Genomic DNA, 26,906 nt, shown 5'->3' with positions numbered 1-26,906 from the left:
GCCGCGGCGGCTGCGGCCGCGGCCGCCGCGACGGGGGTGGCCGAGCTGGAGCCGCGGTCCCCCGGGCGAGGGATTCCCTCGCGTCCGGCGACGACGTGAGCGGGCGGGCCGGCCGGCAGGGAAGAGAGCCCGGGACGCGCGAGTGGTGTCCTGTCCTCGATCTCCCCCAGGGAATCGAGGACGCCTCACACACGGGGACCTTCTCGACGGGCCCGACCGGCCCCGATACGCGCAGATCAGAGCAGAGTGTTCCATGGGTGGCGGTCCCTCCCATGGCGGACCCCATAGGATTGGGGCCAAAACCACAACACTCACCCCTGAGGATCGCTGCATGCCTGGCATCACGCGCGAGGAGGTCGTCCACCTCGCCCGGCTGGCGCGTCTGGAGCTGAAGGGCGAAGAGCTCGATCACTTCGCCGGTCAGCTCGACGACATCATCGGCGCGGTCGCCCGCGTCTCCGAGGTCGCCGACCAAGACGTACCGCCGACCTCCCACCCGCTGCCGCTGACCAATGTCATGCGCGCGGACGAGGTCCGTCCGTCGCTCACCCCCGAGCAGGCGCTCTCCGGCGCCCCGGCCCAGGAGCAGCAGCGTTTCAAGGTGCCGCAGATCCTGGGGGAGGACTAAAAACCATGACGGACAACAGCTCCATCATCAAGCTCACCGCCGCCGAGATCGCCGCGAAGATCGCCTCCGGTGAGCTCACGGCCGTCGAGGTCACCGAGGCGCACCTGGCCCGGATCGACGCGGTCGACGAGAAGGTCCACGCCTTCCTGCACATCGATCGTGAGGGCGCGCTCGCGCAGGCCCGTGCCGTCGACGCGAAGAAGGCGGCGGGCGAGAAGCTCGGCCCGCTGGCCGGCGTCCCGCTCGCGCTGAAGGACATCTTCACCACGAAGGACATGCCGACCACCGTCGGCTCGAAGATCCTCGAGGGCTGGGTCCCGCCGTACGACGCGACCCTGACCAAGAAGCTGAAGGCGGCCGACGTCGTCATCCTCGGCAAGACCAACATGGACGAGTTCGCCATGGGGTCCTCCACCGAGAACAGCGCCTTCGGTCCGACCGGCAACCCGTGGGACCTCACCCGCGTCCCGGGCGGCTCCGGCGGTGGCTCCTCGGCCGCCCTCGCGTCGTACGAGGCCCCCCTCGCCATCGGCACGGACACCGGCGGTTCCATCCGCCAGCCCGCCGCCGTCACCGGCACCGTCGGCGTCAAGCCCACCTACGGCGGCGTCTCCCGCTACGGCATGGTCGCCTTCTCGTCCTCCCTCGACCAGGGCGGCCCCTGCGCCCGCACGGTCCTGGACGCGGCCCTCCTGCACGAGGTGATCGCCGGACACGACCCGCTGGACTCGACGTCCATCGACGCCCCGGTCCCGCCCGTCGTCGAAGCCGCCCGCAACGGCAGCGTCGACGGCATGCGCATCGGTGTCGTCAAGCAGTTCTCCGGCGAGGGCTACCAGGTCGGTGTCGTCCAGCGCTTCAACGAGTCGGTCGAGCTGCTGAAGTCGCTCGGCGCCACGATCGTCGAGCTGGACTGCCCGTCCTTCGACCTGGGTCTGTCGGCGTACTACCTGATCGCGCCGTCCGAGTGCTCGTCCAACCTGGCGCGCTTCGACGCCATGCGCTACGGCCTGCGGATCGGCGACGACGGCACGAAGTCCGCCGAGGAGGTCACCGCGCTCACCCGCGAGGCCGGCTTCGGTGACGAGGTCAAGCGCCGCGTCATCCTCGGGACGTACGCACTCAGCTCCGGCTACTACGACGCGTACTACGGCTCGGCGCAGAAGGTCCGCACGCTCATCACGCGGGACTTCGAGAAGGCCTTCGGGCAGGTGGACGTCATCGTCTCCCCGACGACCCCGACCACCGCCTTCCCGATCGGCGAGCGTACCGACGACCCGATGGCGATGTACCTGGCCGACCTGTGCACCATCCCGACGAACCTGGCCGGCAACTCCGCCATGTCGCTGCCCTGCGGTCTGGCACCGGAGGACGGCCTGCCGGTCGGTCTGCAGATCATCGCCCCCGCCATGAAGGACGACCGGCTGTACAAGGTCGGGGCCGCAGTCGAGGCCGCCTTCGTGGAAAAGTGGGGGCACCCGCTGCTGGAGGAGGCTCCCTCGCTGTGAGCGCACTGACCAAGGCCAAGGGCTTCAAGAAGTCCAAGACCGGTACGTACCTGTCCATCGGCACCACCGCCTTCGGCGCGATCGGCGTGCTCAAGCAGGCCAAGAAGGCACGCTCTGAGCACGACACGCTCCGGCTGGTCGACGCCGTCGTCTCCGCTGCCGCCATCGCCACCGGCATCGCTCTGCTCTGCCGAGAGCTGAAGCGCCTGGGCGACGACGACGTACTGCTGGGTTGAGAGGGAAAGTTTCACCGTGACTGTCACTGACCTGGTGCCGTACGAGGACGCCCTCGCGACGTACGACCCCGTCATGGGCCTTGAGGTCCATGTCGAGCTCGGCACCAAGACCAAGATGTTCTGCGGCTGCTCCACCGAGCTGGGCGCGGAGCCGAACTCGCAGACGTGCCCGACCTGCCTCGGCATGCCCGGCTCGCTCCCGGTCGTCAACGCGATCGGCGTCGAGTCCGCCATCAAGATCGGCCTCGCGCTCAACTGCGAGATCGCCGAGTGGTGCCGCTTCGCCCGGAAGAACTACTTCTATCCGGACATGCCGAAGAACTTCCAGACCTCGCAGTACGACGAGCCGATCGCCTTCGACGGCTATCTGGACGTCCAGCTGGAGGACGGCGAGATCTTCCGGGTGCAGATCGAGCGTGCCCACATGGAGGAGGACACCGGCAAGTCGTTGCACGTCGGCGGCGCCACCGGCCGTATCCAGGGCGCGTCCCACTCGCTGCTGGACTACAACCGTGCGGGCATTCCGCTCATCGAGATCGTCACCAAGCCGATCGAGGGAGCGGGTACGCGCGCACCCGAGGTCGCCAAGGCGTACGTGGCCGAGCTGCGCGAGCTCATCAAGGCGCTCGGCGTGTCCGAGGCCCGCATGGAGCAGGGCCAGATGCGCTGCGACGTGAACCTGTCGCTGCGCCCCAATGGCACCGAGACGTTCGGTACGCGCTCCGAGACGAAGAACGTGAACTCGCTGCGTTCCGTCGAGCGTGCCGCCCGTTACGAGATCCAGCGCCACGCCGCGGTGCTGAACTCCGGCGCCGAGGTCGTGCAGGAGACCCGGCACTTCCACGAGGAGGACGGCTCCACCACGGCCGGCCGCATCAAGGACAACGCCGAGGACTACCGCTACTTCCCGGAGCCGGACCTGGTGCCCGTCGCTCCGGCCCGCGACTGGGTCGAGGAGCTCCGCAAGGGCCTCCCCGAGCTGCCGCGCGTACGCCGCAACCGGCTGCGCGAGGAGTGGGGTGCCTCCGAGCACGACATGCAGTCCATCCTCAACGCGGGCGCGGTCGACCTGATCGTCGCCACGACCGAGGCGGGCGCCCCGTCGGACCAGGCCCGCAAGTGGTGGATGGGCGAGCTGGCCCGTCACTCCAACGAGACCGGCACCGCCCTGGACGAGCTGGCGATCACCCCGGCGCAGGTCGCCCGGGTGACCGAGCTCGTCGCCTCCGGCGACCTCAACGACAAGCTGGCGCGCCAGGTCATCGAGGGTGTCCTCGCGGGCGAGGGCGACCCGGACACCGTCGTCGAGAAGCGCGGCCTGAAGGTCGTCTCGGACGAGGGCGCGCTGGGCACGGCCGTCGACGAGGCCATTGCCGCCAACGCGGCCATCGCGGACAAGATCCGCGGCGGCAAGGTCGCGGCGGCGGGCGCGCTCGTCGGCGCGGTCATGAAGGCCACCCGCGGCCAGGCGGACGCCGCCCGCGTCCGCGAGCTGATCCTGGAGAAGCTCGGCGTCGAAGGCTGAGCCCTTCCCTCCGCCGCATGCGGATGAAGGGGCGGTGCACCCGTTTGGCCGGGTGCACCGCCCCTTCCTGTTCTTCCCGTGCCCGGGAGAAGGTCCGCTGAACGCCGTCACCGCCGAAACCGTCTTCGTCGCGCTTCTCGCGGTGCCGGCATTCGCCGTCGTAAGGCCGTTGCCGTACCCGCGGCCCTGCTGGGCGTCGTCATCGGCGCCGTGCCGTTCACCGACGCCCGGGCTCGGACCGGCGGCCCGCGGGTTGGATTTTCCCGGGCGACCTCTTGGACGTTCACCGCCGGGCCGTGCGGTGGCCTTTCCGCAGCCACCTGCCTTCAATAGCTTCCCCGCTGTACGACCGGACTCGGGAGGCTCAACTTGAACACGGACATTTCACGGCGTCGGCTCTTCGCACTGGGTGGCGGCGCGCTCGGCGTCGCGGCGGCCGGTTCGCTGCTGCCGCCGTCGCTGCAGGCCGCGATGGCCGCACAGCCTTCGACTTCGGCGGGGTCCGGCGGCGGGCTCGGGGACATCAGGCACGTGGTGATCCTGATGCAGGAGAATCGTTCTTTCGATCACTACTTCGGGACCCTGCGCGGCGTACGCGGATTCGGCGACCGCAATGCGATCGAGCTGCCCTCCGGAAAGCCGGTCTTCGAGCAGCCGGGCGCGGCAGGCACCTCCGTGCTGCCCTTCCCGGTCCGGGACGCCGCCGCGACGCAGAAGAAGGACCTCCAGTACATAGGCGCCCTCGACCACTCCTGGAGCGGCGGCGGCAAGGCATGGGCCGGCGGCTGGATGAACGGCTGGGTGACCGCGAAGACGGCCGCCACCATGGCGTACTACGACCGTCGCGACATCCCCCTGCACTACGAACTGGCCGACACCTTCACCGTCTGCGACGCCTACCACTCGTCCATCCACACCTCCACCAGCCCCAACCGCAACCACCTGTGGAGCGGGAAGACGGGCTTCGAGGCGAACGGCAAGCGGGCGGTCGGCAACGACGCGTACAACGAGGGCACGCATCGGGGGTACGACTGGTCCACGTACGCGGAACGGCTGGAGGAGGCCGGGCACAGCTGGAAGACGTACACCGAGTGGGAGAACTTCACCGACAACCAGATCGAGTTCTTCGCCACCTTCAAGGCGATCGCCCGCAAGGCGCTGGCGAAGACCGGCGGACACACCTACATGGAGTCCTTCTACGCGGCCGTCCGTGACACGGACGACGCGGCCGAGCGGGCCAGGCTGCTCGGTCTGCTGGAGGACGGTGTCGCCACGCTGACGGACACGGAACGCAGCCTGTTCGAGCGGGCGCTGCGCCGGGTCGAGACCGGCAAGCTGGCCGACGCGTTCGCCGCGGACGTGGCGGCGGGCACGCTGCCCGAGGTCTCCTACCTGGTGCCCTCGGCGGTCGACTCGGAGCACCCGAGCGTCTCCTCCCCGATCCACAGCGCGACGATCGTCTACAAGGTCCTGGACGCGCTGGGCAAGCACCCCGATGTGTGGCAGCACACCGCCGTCATCATCAACTACGACGAGAACGACGGCTTCTTCGACCACGTCCCGCCGCCCGTGGCACCGCCCGAGGTGACCGAGGAACAGTGGGAGTCCAAGCCCACCGGCCTCGGCGTACGGGTGCCGCTGCTCGTCGTGTCGCCGTGGACCGTGGGCGGCTACGTCTGCTCCGAGGTCTTCGACCACACCTCGGTGATCCGCTTCCTGGAGCGGTGGACGGGAGTGAAGGAGCCGAACATCAGTCAGTGGCGGCGCACCGTCACCGGCGATCTGACCTCTGCGTTCGACTTCACGCGCGGGCGGCGCAGGCCCGAGATCGAGCAGCCTGGCGTCGTTCCGCCGTTCAGCGGACGCTGGCAGCCGAAGCCGCCGGCCGTCCAGCAGATGCCCGTACAGGAGCCCGGTGTCCGGCCCGCCCGTCCGCTGCCGTACCAGCCGGACGCCCAGTCGACCGTGGCGAACGGGGCAGTGCGGGTGGCCCTGAGCAACACGGGCCGTTCGTCGGCGCACTTCGCGCTGTACCCGTACGCGGGCGAGTTTCCCGTACCCCAGCACCAGGATGTACGGGGCACGGCGCAATGGACGGTCCCCCTCACCGGTGACGCGTACCGGTTCACGGTGACCGGGCCGAACGGCTTCCGGCGCGAGTTCGCAGGACCTGCCGCCGGCGGGCCCGAGGTCGCCACCTGGATCGATGCCCACGAGCGCGATCTGCACGTCACCCTGCGCAATACGGGGCAGCGGACGCTCACCTTCACCGTCCGGCCGCTCGGGTACGTCGACGAGGCGGACCTGCGCGACTGGACCCGGACCATCAAGGTCAAGCCCGGCCGGAGTCGTACGGTCGTCCACTCGGCCGCCGACGCGCACGGCTGGTACGACCTGTCCGTCACCGTCGACGGGGACGACGTGTTCCGCCGCCGACTGATGGGGCACATCGAGAACGGCCGGGCGAGCGTCTCCGGCTGACCGCCGGGCACCGCCGCGGACACGCGGAACCGTGCCCCGGCGACGGACGTATTCGCGATCACGACTGAACCGATCGAGAACTGGTCCGGCGTCACGACGGGGTCCGCCCCGGACGAGGCGAACCCCACCTCTACGCCCCGGCATCTGCAGCGCACCCGGGACCGACGGCGGCTTCGGCAGCGAGCCGCGCATCTGTCCCGTCCAACGTGCGGAGGCGTGGCGAAGGGCATCGCCGCGATCGAGGAGCAGTACGAGGACGAGCCGCAGGCGGAGGAGGAAGCGGAGGAGGAGGAGCAGCAGGAATCCATGGAGGCGGCGACGAGGCGTCGGAGGGCGACGCGGGGTCAGTAACCGGCGGTGCGCGTAGCGGAAATATCAGTCCTTGTGAGCATCGCCACGAAACAGGCAAAGGATCACTGAGGGCTGCAAGAGTGACGATCCTCAGGTCATGTGTTCTTTGCGGGCTGTTCATCAGATCTCCCGAAAAAGATCCACGAACCACCAGGGAGCACGTCCGTTGGCCGCCATCGCCCGCTGGTGCATAAGGCACCGTCTCCTCGCCGTCCTCATCTGGCTGCTCGCCCTCGGCGGCGCGGCCACCGCGGCGGGGTTCGCGGGGTCCGCGTACTCCAACAACTACGACGTGCCCGGCACCGAGTCCGGGCGGGCGACCGACCTGCTGGGGAGCGGATTCACGGACCTCGGCGGCGACACCGACACCGTCGTCTGGCACACCACCGACTCCACCGTCCGGGCCGCCGACGTCCGGCAGACGATGACCCGGACGCTTCACACGATCGAGCAACTGCCCGGCGTCGGCGGCGTCACCGGGCCCTACGGAGCCTCCGGCGCGGGGCAGATCAGCGCGGACGGACACACCGCCTACGCCACGATCACCTTCGACCATCAGGCCGACGACATCCCGGTGCAGCAGGCCCGGTCCGTCGTCGACACCGCGAAGGCGGCCGCCGGCGACGGACTCCAGGTGGAGCTGGGCGGCTCCGCCGTCGCCCTCACCGAAGCACCGTCCGCCCATCTCAGCGAGGCCATCGGAGTGGTCGTCGCCGCGGTCGTCCTCTTCCTCGCCTTCGGCTCGCTCGCCGCCAGCCTGCTGCCCATCGCCACCGCCCTCGTCTCGGTCGGAACGGCGTACGCGGCCATCGTGCTGCTCGGGCACCTGATGACTGTCGCCGACTTCGCCCCCATGCTCGGCATGCTGATAGGGCTCGGCGTCGGCATCGACTACGCGCTGTTCATCGTCACCCGGCACCGCACAGGACTGCGGCGCGGCATGACGGTCGCCGAGGCGGCGCAGAACGCCGTTGCGACGACCGGGCGCGCCGTCGTCTTCGCCGGGGCCACCGTCTGCATCGCCCTGCTCGGCATGCTCATCCTGCGGCTCGGTTTCCTCAACGGCGTCGCGATCGCCGCCTCGCTCACCGTGGTGCTGACCGTGGCCGCCTCCGTGACCCTGCTGCCCGCGCTGCTCTCCTTCATCGGGATGCGGGCGCTGAACCGGCGCGAGCGCAAGCAGCTCGCCGAGCACGGACCGCGGCCCGAGCTGCCCACCGGTTTCGCCGCGCGCTGGTCGGCGTTTGTCGAACGCCACCCCAAACTGCTCGGCGCGGTCGCCGCTGTGGTGATGCTCGTCCTCGCACTGCCCACGTTCGCGCTCCATCTCGGCAGCTCCGACCAGGGCAACAACGCCGCGTCGACCACCACCCGGCAGGCGTACGACCTGCTGGCCGATGGATTCGGGCCCGGCGTCAACGGCCCGCTGACCATCGCCGCGCAGCTCGACGGGGCCGACGACCGGCTCGCGATGGACAGTCTGCCCGCCACGCTTCGGGCCACCGACGGTGTCGCCTCGGTCAGCCCGGTCACGTACAACAGCAGCGGCGACGCGGCCTTCGTCACCGTCGTCCCGGCCTCGTCGCCGCAGTCGCGGGAGACCAGCGCACTCGTCGACCGGCTGCGCACGGACGTCCTGCCGCACACCGAGGAGAACACCTCACTGCACGCGTACGTGGGCGGTGTGACGGCCGGCTACGACGACTTCGCCCAGGTCATCATCGGCAGACTCCCGCTCTTCGTCGGCGCGGTCATCGGGCTCGGCTGCCTGCTCCTGCTGCTGGCGTTCCGGTCGATCGCAATCCCGCTGAAGGCGGCCGTCATGAATGTGGCCGCCGTCGCCTCTTCCTTCGGCGTCGTCGTCGCGATCTTCCAGTGGGGGTGGGGGAGCGAACTGCTGGGGCTGGGCAGCGCCGGGCCCATCGAACCCTTCCTCCCGGTCATCATGGTCTCCGTGCTCTTCGGCCTCTCCATGGACTACCAGGTGTTCCTCGTCGGCCGGATGTACGAGGAGTGGCTGGAGACCGGCGACAACCGGCGGGCGGTCCGGGTCGGCCTTGCCGAGACCAGCCGGGTGATCAATTCCGCCGCGGTGATCATGATCTCCGTCTTCCTCGCCTTCGTCCTCAGCGGAGACCGGGTCATCGCGATGTTCGGCATCGCACTCGCCGCCGCGGTCGCCCTGGACGCCTTCGTCCTGCGCACCCTGCTGGTTCCGGCCCTGATGCACATGCTGGGCGGCGCCAACTGGTGGCTGCCGCGCCGGCTGGACCCATGGCTGCCACGCATCAGCATCGAGCCGCCCGACTGCCGGGCCCCGCGTGCGAAAATTCATTCGGCGCGCAGCAGCGAGGACGACGAACCGGCCGCGCAGCGCGTCCACTGACACGGCAGTTGGAGGAGCACGATGTTCGCGGTATCCCTGGGTGACGACGGTGCGGAACTGCGCCCGCTGGAAGTCTGGCAGGCGGAGGAGTTCCTCGCGCATATCGACCGGGCCCGCGAGCTCGTCGACCCGTGGATCCCGTTCGCGGCCTTCGCCACCGATCTCGAATCGGCGCGCGCCCTGCTGCAGCGGTACGCCGACAAGCAGGCGGCCGACACGGGCCGGCTGTACGGCATCTGGCTGGACGGCACGCTCGTCGGCGGCGTCCTCTTCCGGATCTTCGACACCGAGTCCGGGAACTGCGAGGTCGGCTGCTGGCTGGAGTCCGCGGGAGAGGGGCGCGGTCTGGTGACCCGGGCGGTGCGCAAGCTGATCGACTGGGCGGTCGAGGAGCGCGGGATGCACCGCGTGGAGTGGGTGGCGTCCTCCGCCAACACCCGCAGTGTCGCGGTCGCGAAGCGGCTCGGCATGACGCGCGACGGGGTGCTCCGCGAGAGCTACCCGTACCGGGGGACACGGCACGACTCGGAGATCTGGTCCGTGCTGGCACCCGAGTGGCGCGCTCAGCGGGGCTGAGACGGGACTGCTGCCCGGTGCGGGTCCGCTCCGGGCCGGGCGGTACCGGACCGGCCGCGGACGTTAAGAGGGTTCTCATCCAGGCCGCCTAGCGTGCGGCGCATGAACACCACAACGTCCAAGACCACCGAAGCCCCTGCCACCGAGGAACCCGAAGCCACGGACACGACGTCCACGACGCTTGTGAAGGGCGCGTCGGACGCTTCCGATGTGTCCGACGAGGCGGAGGGCGAAGCCGAGGGCGGACGGGCGCCGGGCGACGGTCCCGGGCACGGCAGCAGCGCCGACTCGGACTCCGATCCGGACCTCGACTTCGATCCGAAGGACGACGACTTCCGCCGGGCGCCGTCCGGGCTCGGCGCGGCCGCCGCGGCCGTCGTCGCCGTCGGCCTCGGCGTCGTCGGCCTCACCGGGGCATGGCCGGGCCGGGTCGCCGCCGAGCGGGAGACCCTGCTGGGCCAGATAAAGACTGCCTCCGGTGGCTCCGTGGCCCAGCAGATCTCCGAGATCTACGGCGACGCCTGGCACTCCACCGCCCTTGTCAACGGCCTCTTCGCGCTCCTCGCCCTGCTGGTCGGCGTCTTCGCCCTGGTCCGCCCGGCCTTCGGCGCACCTGCCAGGGACCCGCAGCCCGGCTGGGTCCGCGCCGTGGCGACCGCCGGAATCGCACTCGGTGTCCTCGGCGTACTGATCTCCGCCGGCATGTACTTCGACCTCATCGTTCCCCTGCCGACCGCGGGCGCCGCCGGCTGAGACAGGCGATCGGGCCGCAGCTGGGGCGGGTGATCGGCCCGGCCAGAGCTGGCCGATCGAGCGTGCGTGCCGGTCGGTCTATCGGCCTGCCCCACGATAGGGAGTGGATCAGCGAGCGGCGTCGCAGGGCGTTGGGAGCCCACTCCCTATCGTGGGGCAGGCCGTAAGGCATCTGCCCGGGGGGCTTTGGCCCGCATGCGGCACCTGTCGCCTGCGCCTAAGGCCCCCCGCCCCGTAGAGATGCGGAAGTCGCCCGATGTGGCGACACCCCCTGGAAGACGAAAGTGGAGGCACGGCAGAGAACGAGCCCGGCAGAACCGGGACCGTCGCACCAACTGCCCCTCCGCCAGGCCCCACCGGGCCGTCGACATCCAGGAGAACCACATGTACGCGTACGACCTCCACAAGATCAGGGAAGCCGAACTCCTGCACCGGGCCGAGCACGAGCGCGTCCTCCGGCAGGTCCGCCGGGACCGCCGCGCCGCTCGCCGGTCCGGACACAAGGAGGACGAGGGGGCGGTGAGTTCGCTACGGAACAGGTTCGTCCACGCCGCGTAACGGGCGTGAGATGACCACCGAATTCCCTCCCGCCGTCGTGGTGTCGCACCCATGTGCGATGCTCGGCGGCGTGGAGACCAGGTCTGTCAGTCCCGTGTTCGTCGGTCGCGCAGGCGAACTCACCTTGCTCACCGATGCGCTCGTCCGCGCAACCGGCGGACACCCCGACGGCGCCGGGGAGCCGCAGGCGCTGCTCATCGGCGGTGAGGCCGGCGTCGGCAAGACGCGGCTGGTCGAGGAATTCCTGATCGCGGCCGGCCGCCGCGAGGCAGTCGTCGCCGTCGGCGGCTGCGTGGAGATCGGCGCCGACGGGCTGCCGTACGCCCCGTTCTCCACGGCCCTGCGCGCCCTGCGCCGCACTCTGCCCGAGGAGATGGCCGCAGCCTGCGCCGGGCAGGAAGGTGAACTGGCCCGGCTCCTCCCCGAACTCGGCGAGGCCGACCGGGACGCCACCGACGAGCACGGCACCGCCCGACTCTTCGAGCTCACCGCCCGGCTGCTGGAACGCATTTCCGCGGACCGGCCCGTCGTTTTCGTCCTGGAGGACCTGCACTGGGCCGACGCCTCCACCCGGCACCTCCTCGCCTATCTCTTCCGCACGCTGCGCAGCGGCCGCCTCGTCGTCATCGGTACCTACCGGGCCGACGACATCCACCGCCGCCACCCCCTGCGCCCCCTCCTCGCCGAACTGGACCGCCTCCGCACCGTCCGCCGGATCGAGCTCGCCCGGTTCAGCCACGCCGAAGTCCGCCGTCAGCTCACCGGCATTCTCGCGGCCACCCCCGAGCCCGCCCTCGTGGACGAGATCTTCGAACGCTCCGACGGCAACGCCTTCTTCGTCGAAGAGCTCGCCTGCAGCCTGGAGTGCGGCGACAGCGCCAGACTCTCCGACTCGCTCCGCGACCTCCTTCTCGTCCGCGTCGAAGCGCTCTCCGAGGATGCCCAGAAGATCGCCCGGATCATCGCCGAAGGCGGCTCCACCGTCGAGTACGAACTGCTGGCCGCGGTCTGCGGACTGGCCGAGGACGAACTCATCGCGGCGCTGCGCGGAGCCGTCGGCGCCAACCTGCTGCTCACCACAGGGGAGGGCAACGGCTACCGCTTCCGGCACTCGCTGGTCCGCGAAGCCGTCAGCGACGACCTGCTGCCCGGCGAACGCTCCCGCCTCAACCGCCGCTACGCCGAGGCGCTGGAGGCCGACCCCACGCTCGTCCGCACAGGCGAACGCGCCACGCGCCTGGCCAGCTACTGGTACGGCGCCCACGATCCGGCCAAGGCCCTTCCCGCCGTACTGAAGGCCTCCGTCGAGGCCCGCCGCCGCTACGCCTTCACCGAGCAACTCCGGCTGCTGGAACGCGCGATGGAACTGTGGGACGACGTCCCCGACGAGATACGCCGCACCCTGCGCCCCATCGACTACGCAGAGGTCTACCCGGCCTGTGGCTGTGACCCCGAGACCACCCCGCTCCGCTATCTCGACCTGATGGCCGAAGCCACCGTTGCTGCCCGTTTCGGCGGCGAACGCGAACGCGCCCTCGCCATCTCCAAGAAGGCCATACGGGTCCTGGAGGACGACCCCGACCCGCTTCGGGCCGCCTGGTTCTGGGTGCAGCGCTCCCGGCTGACGCAGGACCTCGCCCGGGGCGACGGCTGGCAGGAACTGGCCATCGCCCAGGACCTGGTCCGTGGCCTGCCCCCGTCCGCCGTTCACGCCGATGTCCTCATGAGCGTGGCCGGATGGGGTGCCATGCACCGCCCGGGCGAGGAGACGCTCGCCGCAGTCGACCGGGCCGTGGAGTACGCGCAGCTCGTCGGCGACGAGTACATCGAACTTCACGCACGGCTCACCCGCGGCTGGCTCACTGCTGATGCGGGCGGTATCGAGGAGGGCATCGCCGAGATGTACGCCGTCCGCGACCGGGCCGATGAACTCCACCTCGTGGGCCTCATGGGCCGCGCCAGCATCAACCTCCCCTCGACGCTCGAAGCCATGGGCCGCTCCCTGGAAGCGGTCGCCGCCGCGGACCACGGCATCGAGGTCTGCCACAGCCACGGTGTCGCCGACATGGAGGCGTGGGTCCGCGCCAACCAGGCGACGTCGTACTTCTCCCTCGGCCACTGGGACGAGAGCCGGGCGACCACGGATGCGGCGGCCCGCACCGCACAGTCCAGCAAGGCGCAGGGCTTCGTGGCCGCGATCCGCACCGAGCTGGCCCTCGCCCGAGGCGACTTCGCCGAGGCCGAGGTCCAGCTCGCGCTGACTCGGCGGAACTTCGGTTCACGCGACCCGCAGCCCCAGCACCTCATCAATCCCGTGCGTCATGCCATGACCCTCGCCGTGCAGCAGGGGCGCCTCCTGGAGGCGCGGGCCGCCTTCGAGGCGCAGGCGGAGCAGGGTTTCCCGCCCGGCACCCAGCGGTACGCCCTGCCGCTCCTCCATACCGCTGCCACGGCGGAGGCGGACGCCCGCGGGCTGCCCGCCGCGGAGCCCGGCCGGCCTGCGGTCCTCGCCCTCATCCGCAAGCACCTGGGGCAGCTGCCCATGTTCGTCCCGGTCTGGGCCGCGTACGGTCTGCTGATCAACGCCGAGCTGGCCCGGGCGGAGGGCGCCGACACTCCCGACCACTGGTCCCGCGCGGCTGACGCCTTCGCCCCCCTCTCCCGCCCGTACGAACGGGCCCAGGTCCACCACCGCTGGGCGGAGGCCATCCTCGTCGCCTCCGGTGACCGTGCCACGGCGGCCGGTCTCCTGCGCGACGCCCACAGCATCGCCGAATGGCTCGGCGCGCGCCCGCTGACCGAGACCATCGAGCTGCTGGCCGGCCGCGCGCGCATCCCGCTCGCTCCCTCGCCCGACGAGATTCCGGTCGCCGTCACCGTCCCGGCCGAGGCGGGTTCCAGGGGCGGGGCCCCGGAGCGGGGGCACTCCGAGGACCAGCTCCAGGACGCGGCCGTCGCGGCAGTGGAGTCGTTCGGGCTGACGAGGCGCGAGCAGGACGTGCACCGGCTTGTCGCTGCGGGGCATACGAACCGGCGGATTGCCGAGGAGCTGTACATCTCGCCCAAGACCGCGAGCGTGCATGTCTCGAACATCCTTGCCAAGCTCGGTGTCTCCAGCCGCGGCGAGGCTGCGGCCCTGGCGCACCGCCTCCGCCTGTACCCGGGCAACGGGGCGTCTTAGACCAACCGGCACATGGGGGGCGAAGGAGCGGGGCCGGTGCGGGGAGCGGGTACCCGGGCCGTCCGGTGACCGTTTCGTCCTCAATCGCCGGACGGGCCTGAGCGGCTTGAGGGGGCCTCGGTGTCTTCTGGGTCCTGACGGGGGGCCGGCGGCGGGGGTGGCGGGGTCCCCTCAGGACCGGGGACGCGCACCGTCACCTTTCCCGAGCTCAGGTCCACCGGGCCGCGGGCGGGGTCACCCGTGCCCAGATCCACCCGGGTCAGCTCCAGCCGCTTCTGTTCTTCCGCGGCGTGCTTACGGCTCGGGGCGAAGAGTTCCTCGAAGAAGTTGAACACCGGCTCGCACCCTTTCACCTTCTGTCGCCTGTCGCCGCTACCGCACCTGAAGCACCAGGATTCTGTCGTCTCCCGGTTTCGGGGTGCCGCGGGTGTCCGTGTTGCTGGTGACCAGCCAGAGTCTGTCGCTGCCCGCTGCGAGCACCGTGCGCAGACGGCCGTACTGCCCTTGCAGAAACGACTGCGGGGCCGCCAGAGGTTCCCTGCCCGGGGTGCCGGACAGCGGAATCCTCCAGAGCCGCTCACCGCGCAGGGCCGCCATCCAGATCGAGCCCTGGGCGAAGGCGATCCCGCTCGGGGATGCCTCGGACGGTCTCCGCTGGGCCACGGGGTCGACAAAGCCCGCCTTGCCCACCTTGCCCTCGTATTTCGGCCAGCCGTAATTCCCCCTGGGCACGATCTGATTCAGCTCGTCCCAGGTGTCCTGCCCGAATTCGGACGCCCACAGCCGTTTCTGCCCGTCCCAGGCCAGACCCTGCACATTGCGGTGCCCGTACGAATACATCAGCGAGCCGGGCACGGGGTTGCCCGGTGCCGGTCTGCCGTCCGGGGTCATCCGCAGGATCTTGCCCGCCAGGGACTTCTTGTCCTGTGCGAGCTCCCTGGTCTGCCCTGTCTCGCCCGTGCCCGCGTACAGCATGCCGTCCGGGCCGAAGGCGATCCGGCCGCCGTTGTGGATGTAGCCCTTCGGGATGCCCCGCAGGATCGTGTGCGGTGCACCCAGCTGCCGGCCGGGAGCCCTGCCGGTCCCGTCGTACCGCATGCGGGCGATGCGGTTGTCGGACGCGGTCGTGAAGTACGCGTACACCAGATGGTCCGTGTCAAACGCCGGGGAGACCGCGATTCCCAGCAACCCGCCCTCCCCGGCGGGCGACACGCCGGGCACGGTGCCCACCAGCGTCTGCTTCCCCGTGCTGCCGTCGATCCGGGTGATCGTTCTCCGGTCGCGCGAGGACACCAGCAGATCGCCGCTCGGCAGCTCCGCCAGCCCCCATGGAGAAGCGAGCCCCTCCGTCAGCGTCGACACCACCTTCACCGAGCCCTTCGCTGACGGTGGAGAGGAGGACACCCTGGCGGGTGCGCCCGTGGAGCGGACCCGCGTGTTTCCCGAGTCGTCGTTCGACGAGCATCCCGCGGACAGCAGCAGCGAGCCCGCAGCCAGCGCGGCCACCGCCGCGCGGCGCGCGCCCGGGAGGACGCGTGGGTGTCCCGCAGGGGTTCTCGGCGATCCGAATACAGCAATGCGCACAGCACCGGTCCCTTCGACGGCTGCCTGACTACTGTTCCTACACCGCAGCCCGGCCCCGGGTTCCGCAAGCCCACGAACTTTCTCGGCAGGTGCAGGACCCGCGCACCCCCGCTCTCAGTCCCACGACCTCCGTGCCCGCGGCAACCGCGCGATCTCGGCCAGATCCTGCGCTGTCAGCGCCAGCCCGGCCGCCGCCGCGTTCTCCACCGCCCACTGCTCCCGCTTCGTGCCCGGCACCGGCACCACATGCGGGCCCTGCCGCAGCACCCAGGCCAGCGCCACCTGGGCCGGAGTCGCCCCGTGCCGCTCGGCGATCCGGCGCAGTCCCACCACCAGCGGCTGGTTCGCCGCCATCATCTCGGCGGTGAACCGCGGATGCCTGGCCCGAAGATCGTCAGGCTCGAAGCCCTGGCCCGGCGTCAGCGTGCCCGTCAGATAGCCGTTCCCCAGCGGCATCGCAGCCAGCAGACCCACCCCCCGCGCCTCGCACCACGGCAGCAGCGCGTCCAGCGCCTCCGGCGACCACACCGAGAGTTCCGCCTGGACCGCGCTCACCGGAAAGACCTGCTGCACCCGCTCCAGCTGCCGGATCGTTCCGTCATGCATCCGCGCCCCCGGCCGGCGCGAGGCCCGTGCCCCGACCGCACTCAGCCCGAGCGCCCGCACCTTCCCCGCGGTGACCAGCTCCGCCATCGCCCCCCAGGTCTCCTCCACCGGCACCTCGGGGTCGGCCCGGTGCAGGTGGTACAGATCGATCACATCGGTCTGCAACCGGCGCAGCGACGCGTCACAGGCCCGGCGCACATAGCCGGGACGGCCATTGGCAACGATGTGCTGATCGCCCACCAGCAGCCCGCACTTGGTGGAGACGAAAGCCTCGTCCCGGCGCCCCTTCAACGCCCTGCCGATCAGAAGCTCATTGGTGAAGGGGCCGTACATGTCGGCCGTGTCGAGCAGGTCGGTACCCGCGTCGAGCGCCGCGTGCACCGCTCGCAACGCACGGTCACCACGCTGCTGCGACGCGGTGTACGCCCAGCTCATAGGCATGCAGCCGAGTCCGACCGCACCCACGCCGAGCGCCGCCGCCCCGAGACTCCTGCGCTCCAACTCCCCGAACCCTCCTTGGTACCCCGCCCGGCGAGGCACTCGGCCCCGCCGTCAGGGGACCGCACCGCACCCAAAAGTAACCTCTGCCGCCCGCCGGCCTTCGCATAGCCTCCTGACCATGACTTCTACGAAGACTCCCGACGTATGGCTGCCGATTCCGGCCGACGAGATAGAAGGGCTCCCCAAGGGGCTCAACTACCGGTTCTGGGACGGTGCGCAGGACTTCCCCGCCGATCCCGCGGACTGTGCCTTCTACGTTGTTCCCTACATGAAGGGCATGGAGATCGCGGTCCGCCCGCTCGCCGGGATGGCGGCCGTGCAGGTCGTGCAGACGCTGTCCGCGGGCATCGATCATGTCCAGCCGGGGCTCGGTCAGTTGCCCACCGGGGTGCGGCTGTGCAACGCCAAGGGCGTCCACGAGGCCTCGACGGCGGAGCTCACCCTCGCCCTGATACTCGCTTCGCTGCGCGGCTTCCCCGGATTCGTCCACGGACAGGACAAGGAGGAGTGGCGTTCCGGTTTCTACCCGGCGCTCGCGGACAAGTCCGTACTGATCGTGGGGTACGGATCGATCGGCGCCGCGATCGAGGACCGGCTCGTGCCCTTCGAGTGTGCGCGGGTGGCGCGCGTCGCGCGCTCCGCACGGACCACTGCGCGCGGCCCCGTACACGCGCTCGCCGACCTGCCCGCACTGCTGCCCGAGGCCGACATCGTCGTCCTGTCCACTCCGCTGAACGCCTCCACACAAGGGCTGGTGGGCGCCGACTTCCTGGCCGCGATGGCGGACGGCGCGCTGCTCGTGAACGTCGCGCGCGGCGGCGTCGTGGACACCAAGGCCCTGCTGTCCGCACTCGAGTCCGGCCGACTGCGCGCCGCCCTCGATGTCACCGACCCCGAACCGCTGCCCGCCGGCCATCCCCTCTGGCACGCTCCGAACGTCCTGATCACGCCACATGTGGGAGGCAGCACCTCGGCATTCCTGCCGCGTGCCAAACGCCTGCTGGCCGACCAGCTCACCCGGTTCGCGGCGGGGAAGCCGGTGCAGAACGTCGTACTCACCACCGGCTGACCACGCTGCGGATCCGTTCCGCAGCACACTGTGTCGACAACTCCCCAGATCGTCACGCTGAGTAGAGGGGCTATGTCGCTGCGTGACGGGTCTGGTGTATCGTCCCGGATGGGGGGCTGCGTTGTGGAAGGGGCGGCACCGGGGTGGCAGCGGAACGCGAGGGGGGCGACGGGCGATGTATGGCCGATGGACGAACGATCCGACGCGACAGGGCGGTCGACGGCGACCGCCGGGCCGGCCGCCCCGCCGGGCCCGCGCCCATCCGATGACATCGGGGGCACCCCGGTGAGCGCCCCGGCAAGCGCACTCGGGGCGCTCCTCTCCCGGCAACCGACCGTCGGCGGGGCCTCCGGGCTGGTCTCGCAGATCCTCCTCGGCCTGGTCTGCGGTGGTTACGCCGTGGGGGCGGCGCTGGGCTGGGGCTCGTCCGAACTGGCACTCGTCATGGGTGACTTCGGCCTCAGCGGTGCCGCCCTGATCGCGACTGTCTCCTGTTTCCTCTACGCGCGCGCCGCGGAGAACCGATTCCGGCCCGCCTGGCTGCTGTTCTCACTCTCCTCGCTGATGGCTGCCGGGGGAAACGCCGTCTGGGGGTGGTACGAGGTCGTGCTCGGGCTCCCGGTGCCCACCCCGTCCCTCGCCGACGTCTTCTACCTCTGCTTCGCCCCGCCCGCGATCGTCGGACTGCTCGTCCTCGCCAAACGCCCCGCCACCCGGGCCGGCTGGGTCTGTCTCGTACTGGACTCCTGGCTGATCGGCGGATCGCTCCTGACCCTGTCCTGGAGCCTCGCCCTCGCCCACACCGCGCACCTCGCGGACGCCGGGGGGACGAGCGTGGCCCGCGTGGCGCTCTCGCTCGCCTATCCGCTGCTCGACATCGTGCTGGTCTCCATGGTCCTCGCCCTGCACTTCCGGCGGTCCAACGTCAACCGCTCCGCGGTGAACACCGCCATCGCCGCGCTCGCCCTGACCGTCCTGTCGGACGCGCTGTTCACCTCGCCGCTGCTCCGTCAGACCTACCATTCCGGCCAGTTGCTGGACGCCGGCTGGTTCGCCGGATCGCTGCTCCTCGCGTATGCCCCCTGGGGTGCGAACCGGGCATCGGCCAACGCCGTCGAACAGCGCCCCGCCGCGCGGACCACCAGCCGCCCGATCGGCGGTTCGCTGGCCGCCCTGACGCCGTATCTCGCCGCGACCGTCTGCACCCTCGGCATCCTCTACAACGTCATCGAGGGCCACAGGGTGGACCGCGTCGTGGTGTTCACCGGGTGCACGGTGGTGCTCGCCCTGGTCGTCCGGCAGGGCATCATGCTCGTCGACAACATCGCCCTCACTCAGGAGCTGGCGCAGAAGGAGAACCACTTCCGCTCCCTGGTCCAGGGCTCCAGCGATGTCATCATGATCGCCGCACCCACCGGCATACTCCGGTACGTCAGCCCCGCCGCCTCGGGGGTGTACGGGCGTGAGGCCGACGACCTGATCGGCGCCGAGCTCGCCTCGATCATCCATCCCGAGGACCTGGGGCGCGTGGTCCACGAGGTGCGGCGGTTCCTGGCCGCCCCGCCCAGCGAGGAACCCACCACCCGGATCGAGTGCCGGTTCAGGTCCGGCACCGGTGACTGGCTCAATGTCGAGTCCACCGTCAACCGTCACAAGGGTGGCCTGATCCTCAACAGTCGGGACGTGACCGAACGGGTCCGGCTCCAGGCCCAGTTGCAGCACAACGCCGAGCACGACCCGCTCACCGACCTGCCCAACCGCGCCCTGTTCACCGACCGGGTCCGGCAGGCCCTCGGTGGACGCCGCTCCGGTGACCCGGGCACCGCGGTGCTCTTCATCGACCTCGACGGCTTCAAGGCGGTCAACGACCGGCTGGGCCATCAGGCGGGCGACGAACTGCTCATCCAGGCCGCCCGCCGCCTCCAGGAGTCCGTACGAGTGGGGGACACCGCCGCCCGCCTCGGCGGCGACGAGTTCGCGGCGCTGATCCTCGGCGACGGCACCCGTGACCAGTCGGCACGTGAGTACCAGGTCCACGAGATCGCCGACCGGTTGCGCCTCACGCTGTCCCAGCCCTACCGGATCGGCGGCGGCGACGTCCGCGTCGCCGCCTCCATCGGCGTCGCCTTCGCCGAGCCCGCCATCACCCCGACCGACCTCATGCGCAACGCCGATCTCGCCATGTACCGGGCCAAGGCGAGCGGCAAGGACCGCGTCGAGCTGTACGCCCCGCAGATGCAGGCCGACGTGGTACGCCGCTCGGAACTCGCGGCCCGGCTGCGCACCGCCCTGCGGGACGGCGAGTTCGCCCTGCTCCACCAGCCCGTGATCCATCTCGCCACCGGCAATGTCGCCGCCGTCGCCGCACAGGCCCGCTGGCGCTCCGCCCAGGGAATCCTGTTCACCCCCGCCGAGTTCCTCCGTGTTGCCGAGGACAGCGACCGCACCGCCGAGCTAGGCCGCTGGCTCCTCGAGGAGGCCGTCGAGCAGGCCGCGGACCGGGCCAGGGCCGGGCACCACGTCTCCGTGGCCGTCCGGCTCTCCGCCCGCAGACTGCTGGACAAGGCGATGCCGTTCGGTTCCGTCGAGGCCCTCCTCACCCGCTACAGCCTGCCTTCAGGGGCACTGATGATCGAGGTATCCGACAGCGACCCCCGGGTCTCCTTCGACGAGCTCGAGCAGCGCCTCGTCGCGCTGCGTCGGCTCGGCGTACGGATCGCGCTCGACGGCTTCGGCAGTGGTTACGCCGCGATCAACGCGCTGCGCCGGCTCCCCATCGACGTACTGAAACTGGACCGCGGTCTCGTCGAGGGTGTCGTGGAATCGGCCCGGCTGCACAAGATCACCAGCGGGCTGCTGAGGATTGCCTGCGATCTCGGTCTGCAGTCCGTCGCCGATGGTGTCGACGTACCGGAGCAGGTCCTCGCGCTGCGCGCCATGGGCTGTACGCATGGGCAGGGAATGGCCTTCTCGGGGCCACTGGACGAGTACCGGCTGCGCCGCGCACTGGCCCGCGGCGAGTTCCCGGTGCCCGGCGGTCCGGTCGCACAGCCCGTCCTGGCAGGCGGCTCGATCCCACTCCTCAGTGGCTCACATGGTGAGACGCCCATCCCACCAACTTGACACGCCGCACGCGTCGGAGAGAGGGTCAATGCCATGCGCACCCGAATTCTCGTACTTGGAAAGCGCGTCGGCTGAAGCAGAGACCCTCGTTGGCACTCTGCAGACCACACCGACGCGCTCCCCTCGCTTGCCTCACGGCACGAGGGGTTTTTTGTTGCACCGGTACACCCCAAAACCCCGCAAAAACCCTCAGCTTCGAGAAGAGAATGCCGATGACCGAGCAGGCCACCGGGGCCCACCATCCGCAGCCGCGGGCCCGTAGCGGCGGATCGTCCCCCGCCACCGTTGAGCACGTCACGGGTGCGCAGTCCCTCATCCGGTCTCTTGAGGAGGTGGGGGCCGACACGGTATTCGGCATTCCCGGCGGCGCCATCCTTCCGGCGTACGACCCGATGATGGACTCCACCCGGGTCCGTCATGTGCTGGTCCGCCACGAGCAGGGTGCCGGCCACGCCGCCACCGGCTACGCGCAGGCCACCGGCAAGGTCGGTGTCTGCATGGCCACCTCGGGCCCCGGCGCCACCAACCTGGTCACCCCGATCGCCGACGCGCACATGGACTCCGTCCCGCTGGTCGCGATCACCGGCCAGGTCGCCTCGAAGGCGATCGGTACGGACGCCTTCCAGGAGGCCGACATCTGCGGCATCACGATGCCGGTCACCAAGCACAACTTCCTGGTCACCCGCGCCGAGGACATCCCGCACACGATCGCCGAGGCCTTCCACATCGCCTCCACCGGCCGTCCGGGCCCCGTCCTCGTCGACATCGCCAAGGACGCCCTGCAGGCACAGACCACGTTCAGCTGGCCGCCGACCCAGGACCTGCCCGGCTACCGCCCGGTCACCAAGCCGCACGCCAAGCAGATCCGCGAGGCCGCCCGGCTCATCACCCAGGCCAAGCGCCCCGTGCTGTACGTCGGCGGCGGCGTCATGAAGGCCGGCGCCACCGCCGAACTGAAGGTGCTCGCCGAGCTCACCGGAGCGCCCGTCACCACCACCCTGATGGCGCTCGGTTCGTTCCCCGACAGCCACCCGCTGCACGTGGGAATGCCGGGCATGCACGGTTCGGTCACCGCCGTCACCGCGCTGCAGAAGGCCGACCTGATCGTCGCCCTCGGAGCCCGTTTCGACGACCGCGTCACCGGCAAGCTGGACAGCTTCGCCCCGTACGCAAAGATCGTCCACGCCGACATCGACCCGGCGGAGATCGGCAAGAACCGCGACGCCGACGTGCCGATCGTCGGTGATGCCCGCGAGGTCATCGCCGACCTCGTCCAGGCTGTCCAGGCCGAGCACACCGACGGTCACGTCGGCGACTACTCCGCCTGGTGGAAGGACCTCAACCGCTGGCGCGAGACCTACCCCGTCGGTTACGACCTGCCGGAGGACGGCAGCCTCTCGCCGCAGCAGGTCATCCAGCGCATCGGCGAGCTGGCCCCCGAGGACACTATCTTCGCGGCGGGCGTCGGCCAGCACCAGATGTGGGCCTCGCACTTCATCCGGTTCGAGAAGCCCGCCACCTGGCTGAACTCCGGCGGCGCCGGAACGATGGGCTACGCGGTCCCGGCCGCGATGGGCGCGAAGGCCGGCATGCCGGACCGTACCGTCTGGGCGATCGACGGCGACGGCTGCTTCCAGATGACCAACCAGGAACTGACCACCTGCGCGCTCAACAACATCCCGATCAAGGTCGCGATCATCAACAACGGCGCGCTCGGGATGGTCCGCCAGTGGCAGACCCTGTTCTACAACCAGCGGTACTCCAACACCGTGCTGCACTCCGGCGCCGACACCGAGGGCACCCCGGCGAAGGGGACCCGGGTCCCGGACTTCGTCAAGCTGTCCGAGGCCATGGGCTGCTACGCGATCCGCTGCGAGGACCCGGCCGACCTGGACAAGGTCATCGCCGAGGCCAACTCCATCAACGACCGCCCCGTCGTGATCGACTTCATCGTCCACGAGGACGCCATGGTCTGGCCCATGGTCGCCGCCGGCACCTCCAATGACGAGGTCATGGCCGCCCGCGGTGTCCGCCCCGACTTCGGCGACAACGAAGACGACTGAGAGACAGAGAGAGACCGACTCCATGTCCAGCAAGCACACGCTCTCCGTCCTGGTCGAGAACAAGCCCGGTGTCCTCGCCCGGATCACGGCCCTGTTCTCCCGCCGCGGCTTCAATATCGACTCACTTGCGGTCGGTACCACCGAGCATCCCGACATCTCCCGCATCACCATCGTCGTGAATGTCGAGGACCTGCCCCTCGAGCAGGTGACCAAGCAGCTCAACAAGCTGGTCAACGTACTGAAGATCGTCGAACTCGAGCCCTCCGCTGCGATCCAGCGCGAGCTCGTCCTGGTGAAGGTCCGCGCCGACAACGAGACCCGCTCCCAGATCGTCGAGATCGTTCAGTTGTTCCGCGCCAAGACCGTGGACGTCTCTCCGGAGGCCGTCACGATCGAGGCGACCGGCGGCGCCGACAAGCTGGAGGCCATGCTCAAGATGCTGGAGCAGTACGGCATCAAGGAGCTCGTCCAGTCCGGCACCATCGCCATAGGGCGCGGCGCGCGCTCGATCACCGACCGTTCCCTGCGCGCCCTCGACCGTACGGCCTAGGAGTGCGCTGACGATCTTGGAATCGCGCCCGACTTGCACCAGATTGCCCCGATCAACATTTACTGGCGAAGCGGGGCAAGTCAGGCAGTCGAAGCAAGATCTTCAGCAAACTCCTAGGGCGCGTTTCGAAAGTCCCGTCTGCCAGGCGGCGCCTGGCCCGCCCTACGGGCGGACGACGCTCCTTTCGAAAAACGCCCTAGCCGCCACCCCCTCGCCGCTCGCATGGCGAGACCCGAAAACGTTTCTGACGCACCCCGCCGTACGGTGGGACGCACCACCTGCACACCAAGGAGAAGACCCAGTGGCCGAGCTGTTCTACGACGACGATGCCGACCTGTCCATCATCCAGGGCCGCAAGGTCGCGGTCATCGGCTACGGCAGCCAGGGCCATGCCCACGCGCTGTCGCTGCGTGACTCGGGTGTCGACGTCCGTGTGGGTCTGCACGAGGGATCCAAGTCCAAGACCAAGGCCGAGGAGCAGGGCCTGCGCGTGGTGACCCCGTCTCAGGCCGCCGCCGAGGCCGACGTCATCATGATCCTCGTCCCGGACCCGATCCAGGCCCAGGTCTACGAGGAGTCCATCAAGGACAACCTCAAGGACGGCGACGCGCTGTTCTTCGGCCACGGTCTGAACATCCGGTTCGGCTTCATCAAGCCGCCGGCCAACGTCGACGTCTGCATGGTCGCCCCGAAGGGCCCGGGCCACCTGGTCCGCCGTCAGTACGAGGAGGGCCGCGGCGTTCCGTGCATCGTGGCCGTCGAGCAGGACGCCTCGGGCAACGGCCTGGCGCTCGCCCTCTCGTACGCGAAGGGCATCGGCGGTACCCGTGCCGGCGTCATCAAGACGACTTTCACCGAGGAGACCGAGACCGACCTGTTCGGTGAGCAGGCCGTCCTCTGCGGTGGCACCGCCGCTCTGGTCAAGGCCGGTTTCGAGACCCTCACCGAGGCCGGCTACCAGCCGGAGATCGCGTACTTCGAGTGCCTCCACGAGCTGAAGCTGATCGTCGACCTCATGTACGAGGGCGGCCTGGAGAAGATGCGCTGGTCCATCTCGGAGACCGCCGAGTGGGGCGACTATGTCACCGGCCCGCGGATCATCACCGACGCCACCAAGGCCGAGATGAAGAAGGTCCTCGCCGAGATCCAGGACGGCACCTTCGCCAAGAACTGGATGGCCGAGTACCACAACGGTCTGCCCAAGTACAACGAGTACAAGAAGGCCGACAGCGACCACCTGCTGGAGACCACCGGCCGTGAGCTGCGCAAGCTCATGAGCTGGGTCAACGACGAGGACGCGTAAGTCCTTCGCTGCGGGGCGGGTCTTCGGACCTGCCCCGCAGCGTATCCATCGCAACACCGCTGGAAGAAGCGGCGTCGTACGTGTGTACAAGTCGTCCAGCCCCGTGTGGGTGATCCTTCCAACGGGGCGCAGAATGCGCCCTCACGCATGACTACACTTCTGCACATACACGCGTCAGGCCCACAGTGTCGTGCGTCTTCCACGCGGCAAGCACCTCCACCGCCTGCGGCCGTCGGGACGGCCGTCCGCACTGGACCTGTGAGGACTCACGTGAGCTCGAAACCTGTCGTACTCATCGCTGAAGAGCTGTCGCCTGCCACGGTTGACGCGCTGGGCCCGGACTTCGACATCCGGCACTGCAACGGCGCGGACCGCGCCGAGCTCCTCCCCGCGATCGCCGATGTCGACGCCATCCTGGTGCGTTCCGCCACCAAGGTCGACGCCGAGGCCATCGCCGCCGCGAAGAAGCTGAAGGTCGTCGCCCGCGCGGGCGTCGGTCTGGACAATGTCGACGTCTCCGCGGCCACCAAGGCCGGCGTGATGGTCGTCAACGCCCCGACCTCGAATATCGTCACCGCCGCCGAGCTGGCCTGCGGTCTGCTGGTCGCCACCGCGCGCAACATCCCCCAGGCCAACACCGCCCTCAAGAAGGGCGAGTGGAAGCGCTCCAAGTACACCGGCGTCGAGCTGAGCGAGAAGACCCTCGGTGTCGTCGGCCTCGGCCGCATCGGTGTCCTGGTCGCGCAGCGCATGTCGGCCTTCGGCATGAAGATCGTCGCGTACGACCCCTATGTGCAGCCGGCCCGTGCCGCGCAGATGGGCGTCAAGCTCCTCACGCTGGACGAGCTGCTCGGAGTCTCCGACTTCATCACCGTGCACCTGCCCAAGACCCCCGAGACGCTCGGCCTGATCGGCAACGAGGCGCTGCACAAGGTGAAGCCCTCGGTGCGGATCGTCAACGCCGCGCGCGGCGGCATCGTCGACGAGGAAGCGCTCGCCTCCGCCCTCAAGGAGGGCCGCGTCGCCGGCGCCGGTCTGGACGTGTACGCGAAGGAGCCCTGCACGGACTCCCCGCTGTTCCAGTTCGATCAGGTCGTCTGCACCCCGCACCTCGGTGCCTCCACCGACGAGGCCCAGGAGAAGGCGGGCATCGCGGTCGCCAAGTCCGTGCGCCTCGCGCTGGCCGGTGAGCTCGTGCCGGACGCGGTCAACGTCCAGGGTGGCGTCATCGCCGAGGACGTACGTCCCGGGCTGCCCCTCGCCGAGAAGCTCGGCCGTATCTTCACCGCGCTCGCGGGCGAGGTCGCGGCCCGCCTCGACGTCGAGGTGTACGGCGAGATCACCCAGCACGACGTGAAGGTGCTCGAGCTCTCTGCGCTCAAGGGTGTCTTCGAGGACGTCGTCGACGAGACCGTGTCCTACGTCAACGCCCCGCTCTTCGCCCAGGAGCGCGGTGTCGAGGTCCGCCTCACCACCAGCTCCGAGTCGCCGGACCACCGCAATGTGGTGACCGTGCGTGGCACGCTCGCCAACGGCGAGGAGGTCGCGGTCTCCGGCACGCTGGCCGGGCCCAAGCACCTGCAGAAGATTGTCGCGATCGGTGAGCACGATGTGGACCTGGCGCTCGCCGACCACATGGTCGTCCTCAGCTACGAGGACCGTCCCGGTGTCGTCGGCACGGTCGGCAAGATCCTCGGCGAGGCCGGGCTGAACATCGCGGGCATGCAGGTCTCGCGCGCGGACGTGGGCGGAGAGGCGCTGGTCGTGCTCACCGTCGACGACAACGTCCCGCAGACGGTGCTCAGCGAGATCGCCGAGGAGATCGGCGCGACCTCGGCCCGTTCGGTGAACCTCACCGACTGATTCCGCCGCCTTCTCAGCCGCACCCGGCATACGGGCGTCCTGAACGGACGTCTGCATGTCG

General features: G+C 69.9%; 19 protein-coding genes and 1 pseudogene. 17 read left to right on the top strand and 3 right to left on the bottom strand.

The genetic code is table 11. From position 1 onward, the window contains the following. The first annotated feature begins 331 nt into the window (after positions 1-331). The 11 genes from gatC (at position 332) to AB0N06_RS24490 (ending at position 14,183) form a co-directional block, all read left to right on the top strand. Complete coding sequence (gene gatC, locus AB0N06_RS24540; RefSeq protein ID WP_358862620.1) at positions 332-628, top strand: Asp-tRNA(Asn)/Glu-tRNA(Gln) amidotransferase subunit GatC; 297 nt, start codon at positions 332-334, stop codon at positions 626-628. Positions 629-633: 5 nt separating this feature from the next. Next, entirely contained in the window at positions 634-2,136 is a 1,503-nt protein-coding gene (gatA, locus tag AB0N06_RS24535) for an Asp-tRNA(Asn)/Glu-tRNA(Gln) amidotransferase subunit GatA (protein ID WP_366136811.1), read from the top strand. Beyond that, positions 2,133-2,372, top strand: coding sequence for a hypothetical protein (locus tag AB0N06_RS24530; RefSeq protein WP_037690052.1), 240 nt, complete (start codon positions 2,133-2,135; stop codon positions 2,370-2,372). The genes gatA and AB0N06_RS24530 overlap by 4 nt, the downstream gene beginning before the upstream one ends. Positions 2,373-2,388: 16 nt before the next feature. Continuing rightward, positions 2,389-3,897 carry an Asp-tRNA(Asn)/Glu-tRNA(Gln) amidotransferase subunit GatB gene (gene gatB, locus AB0N06_RS24525; protein ID WP_366136810.1) on the top strand — a complete coding sequence of 503 codons (1,509 nt, stop codon included), beginning with the start codon at positions 2,389-2,391 and terminating at the stop codon, positions 3,895-3,897. 369 nt (positions 3,898-4,266) lie between these two features. Then, the gene (locus AB0N06_RS24520) at positions 4,267-6,378 is read left to right on the top strand and encodes a phosphocholine-specific phospholipase C (protein ID WP_366136809.1); all 2,112 of its coding nucleotides are present in this window, start codon (positions 4,267-4,269) and stop codon (positions 6,376-6,378) included. 216 nt (positions 6,379-6,594) lie between these two features. After that, complete coding sequence (locus tag AB0N06_RS24515) at positions 6,595-6,729, top strand: hypothetical protein (RefSeq protein WP_366136808.1); 135 nt, start codon at positions 6,595-6,597, stop codon at positions 6,727-6,729. Positions 6,730-6,895: 166 nt separating this feature from the next. After that, a complete protein-coding gene (locus AB0N06_RS24510; RefSeq protein ID WP_366136807.1) occupies positions 6,896-9,115 on the top strand; it encodes an MMPL family transporter in 2,220 nt (739 codons plus the stop codon). A gap of 21 nt (positions 9,116-9,136) precedes the next feature. After that, on the top strand, positions 9,137-9,691 hold the full coding sequence (locus AB0N06_RS24505) for a GNAT family protein (protein WP_366136806.1): 555 nt from the start codon (positions 9,137-9,139) through the stop codon (positions 9,689-9,691). 102 nt (positions 9,692-9,793) lie between these two features. Continuing rightward, positions 9,794-10,444, top strand: a complete 651-nt coding sequence (locus tag AB0N06_RS24500; RefSeq protein WP_366136805.1) for a hypothetical protein — start codon at positions 9,794-9,796, stop codon at positions 10,442-10,444. Between the two features lie 384 nt (positions 10,445-10,828). Beyond that, positions 10,829-11,002 (top strand): hypothetical protein, encoded by a 174-nt coding sequence (locus AB0N06_RS24495; RefSeq protein WP_366136804.1) that lies wholly within the window; start codon positions 10,829-10,831, stop codon positions 11,000-11,002. 58 nt (positions 11,003-11,060) lie between these two features. Next, the gene (locus AB0N06_RS24490; RefSeq protein ID WP_366136819.1) at positions 11,061-14,183 is read left to right on the top strand and encodes an AAA family ATPase; all 3,123 of its coding nucleotides are present in this window, start codon (positions 11,061-11,063) and stop codon (positions 14,181-14,183) included. Positions 14,184-14,368: 185 nt separating this feature from the next. Here the strand turns inward: AB0N06_RS24490 and AB0N06_RS24485 are convergent. The 3 genes and pseudogenes from AB0N06_RS24485 to AB0N06_RS24475 form a co-directional block, all read right to left on the bottom strand. Continuing rightward, positions 14,369-14,518, bottom strand: a pseudogene (locus AB0N06_RS24485) (DUF6191 domain-containing protein); the annotation flags it as partial. Between the two features lie 37 nt (positions 14,519-14,555). Beyond that, positions 14,556-15,689: a PQQ-dependent sugar dehydrogenase gene (locus tag AB0N06_RS24480; protein WP_366136818.1), complete on the bottom strand. Its 1,134-nt coding sequence runs from the start codon at positions 15,687-15,689 to the stop codon at positions 14,556-14,558. 192 nt (positions 15,690-15,881) lie between these two features. Continuing rightward, positions 15,882-16,838 (bottom strand): aldo/keto reductase, encoded by a 957-nt coding sequence (locus AB0N06_RS24475; RefSeq protein WP_366136817.1) that lies wholly within the window; start codon positions 16,836-16,838, stop codon positions 15,882-15,884. 154 nt (positions 16,839-16,992) lie between these two features. Here AB0N06_RS24475 and AB0N06_RS24470 point away from each other — a divergent pair, with 154 nt between their 5' ends. The 6 genes from AB0N06_RS24470 (at position 16,993) to serA (ending at position 26,845) form a co-directional block, all read left to right on the top strand. After that, positions 16,993-17,943, top strand: coding sequence for a 2-hydroxyacid dehydrogenase (locus AB0N06_RS24470; RefSeq protein ID WP_366136803.1), 951 nt, complete (start codon positions 16,993-16,995; stop codon positions 17,941-17,943). 285 nt (positions 17,944-18,228) lie between these two features. Beyond that, positions 18,229-21,066, top strand: a complete 2,838-nt coding sequence (locus AB0N06_RS24465) for an EAL domain-containing protein (protein WP_366136802.1) — start codon at positions 18,229-18,231, stop codon at positions 21,064-21,066. A gap of 206 nt (positions 21,067-21,272) precedes the next feature. After that, positions 21,273-23,129 carry an acetolactate synthase large subunit gene (locus AB0N06_RS24460; protein WP_366136801.1) on the top strand — a complete coding sequence of 619 codons (1,857 nt, stop codon included), beginning with the start codon at positions 21,273-21,275 and terminating at the stop codon, positions 23,127-23,129. A gap of 22 nt (positions 23,130-23,151) precedes the next feature. Next, positions 23,152-23,679, top strand: coding sequence for an acetolactate synthase small subunit (gene ilvN, locus AB0N06_RS24455; protein ID WP_266981212.1), 528 nt, complete (start codon positions 23,152-23,154; stop codon positions 23,677-23,679). A gap of 301 nt (positions 23,680-23,980) precedes the next feature. Then, complete coding sequence (gene ilvC, locus AB0N06_RS24450; RefSeq protein ID WP_358862173.1) at positions 23,981-24,982, top strand: ketol-acid reductoisomerase; 1,002 nt, start codon at positions 23,981-23,983, stop codon at positions 24,980-24,982. A 270-nt stretch (positions 24,983-25,252) separates the two neighbouring features. Continuing rightward, positions 25,253-26,845, top strand: coding sequence for a phosphoglycerate dehydrogenase (serA, locus tag AB0N06_RS24445; protein WP_366136800.1), 1,593 nt, complete (start codon positions 25,253-25,255; stop codon positions 26,843-26,845). Positions 26,846-26,906: the final 61 nt, after the last annotated feature.

It is taken from the genome of Streptomyces sp. NPDC051020, from assembly GCF_040683105.1.
GTDB lineage: Bacteria > Actinomycetota > Actinomycetes > Streptomycetales > Streptomycetaceae > Streptomyces.
The sequence above is the reverse complement of the archived record's forward strand: the minus strand, read 5'-3'. Positions and strand labels throughout refer to the sequence as shown.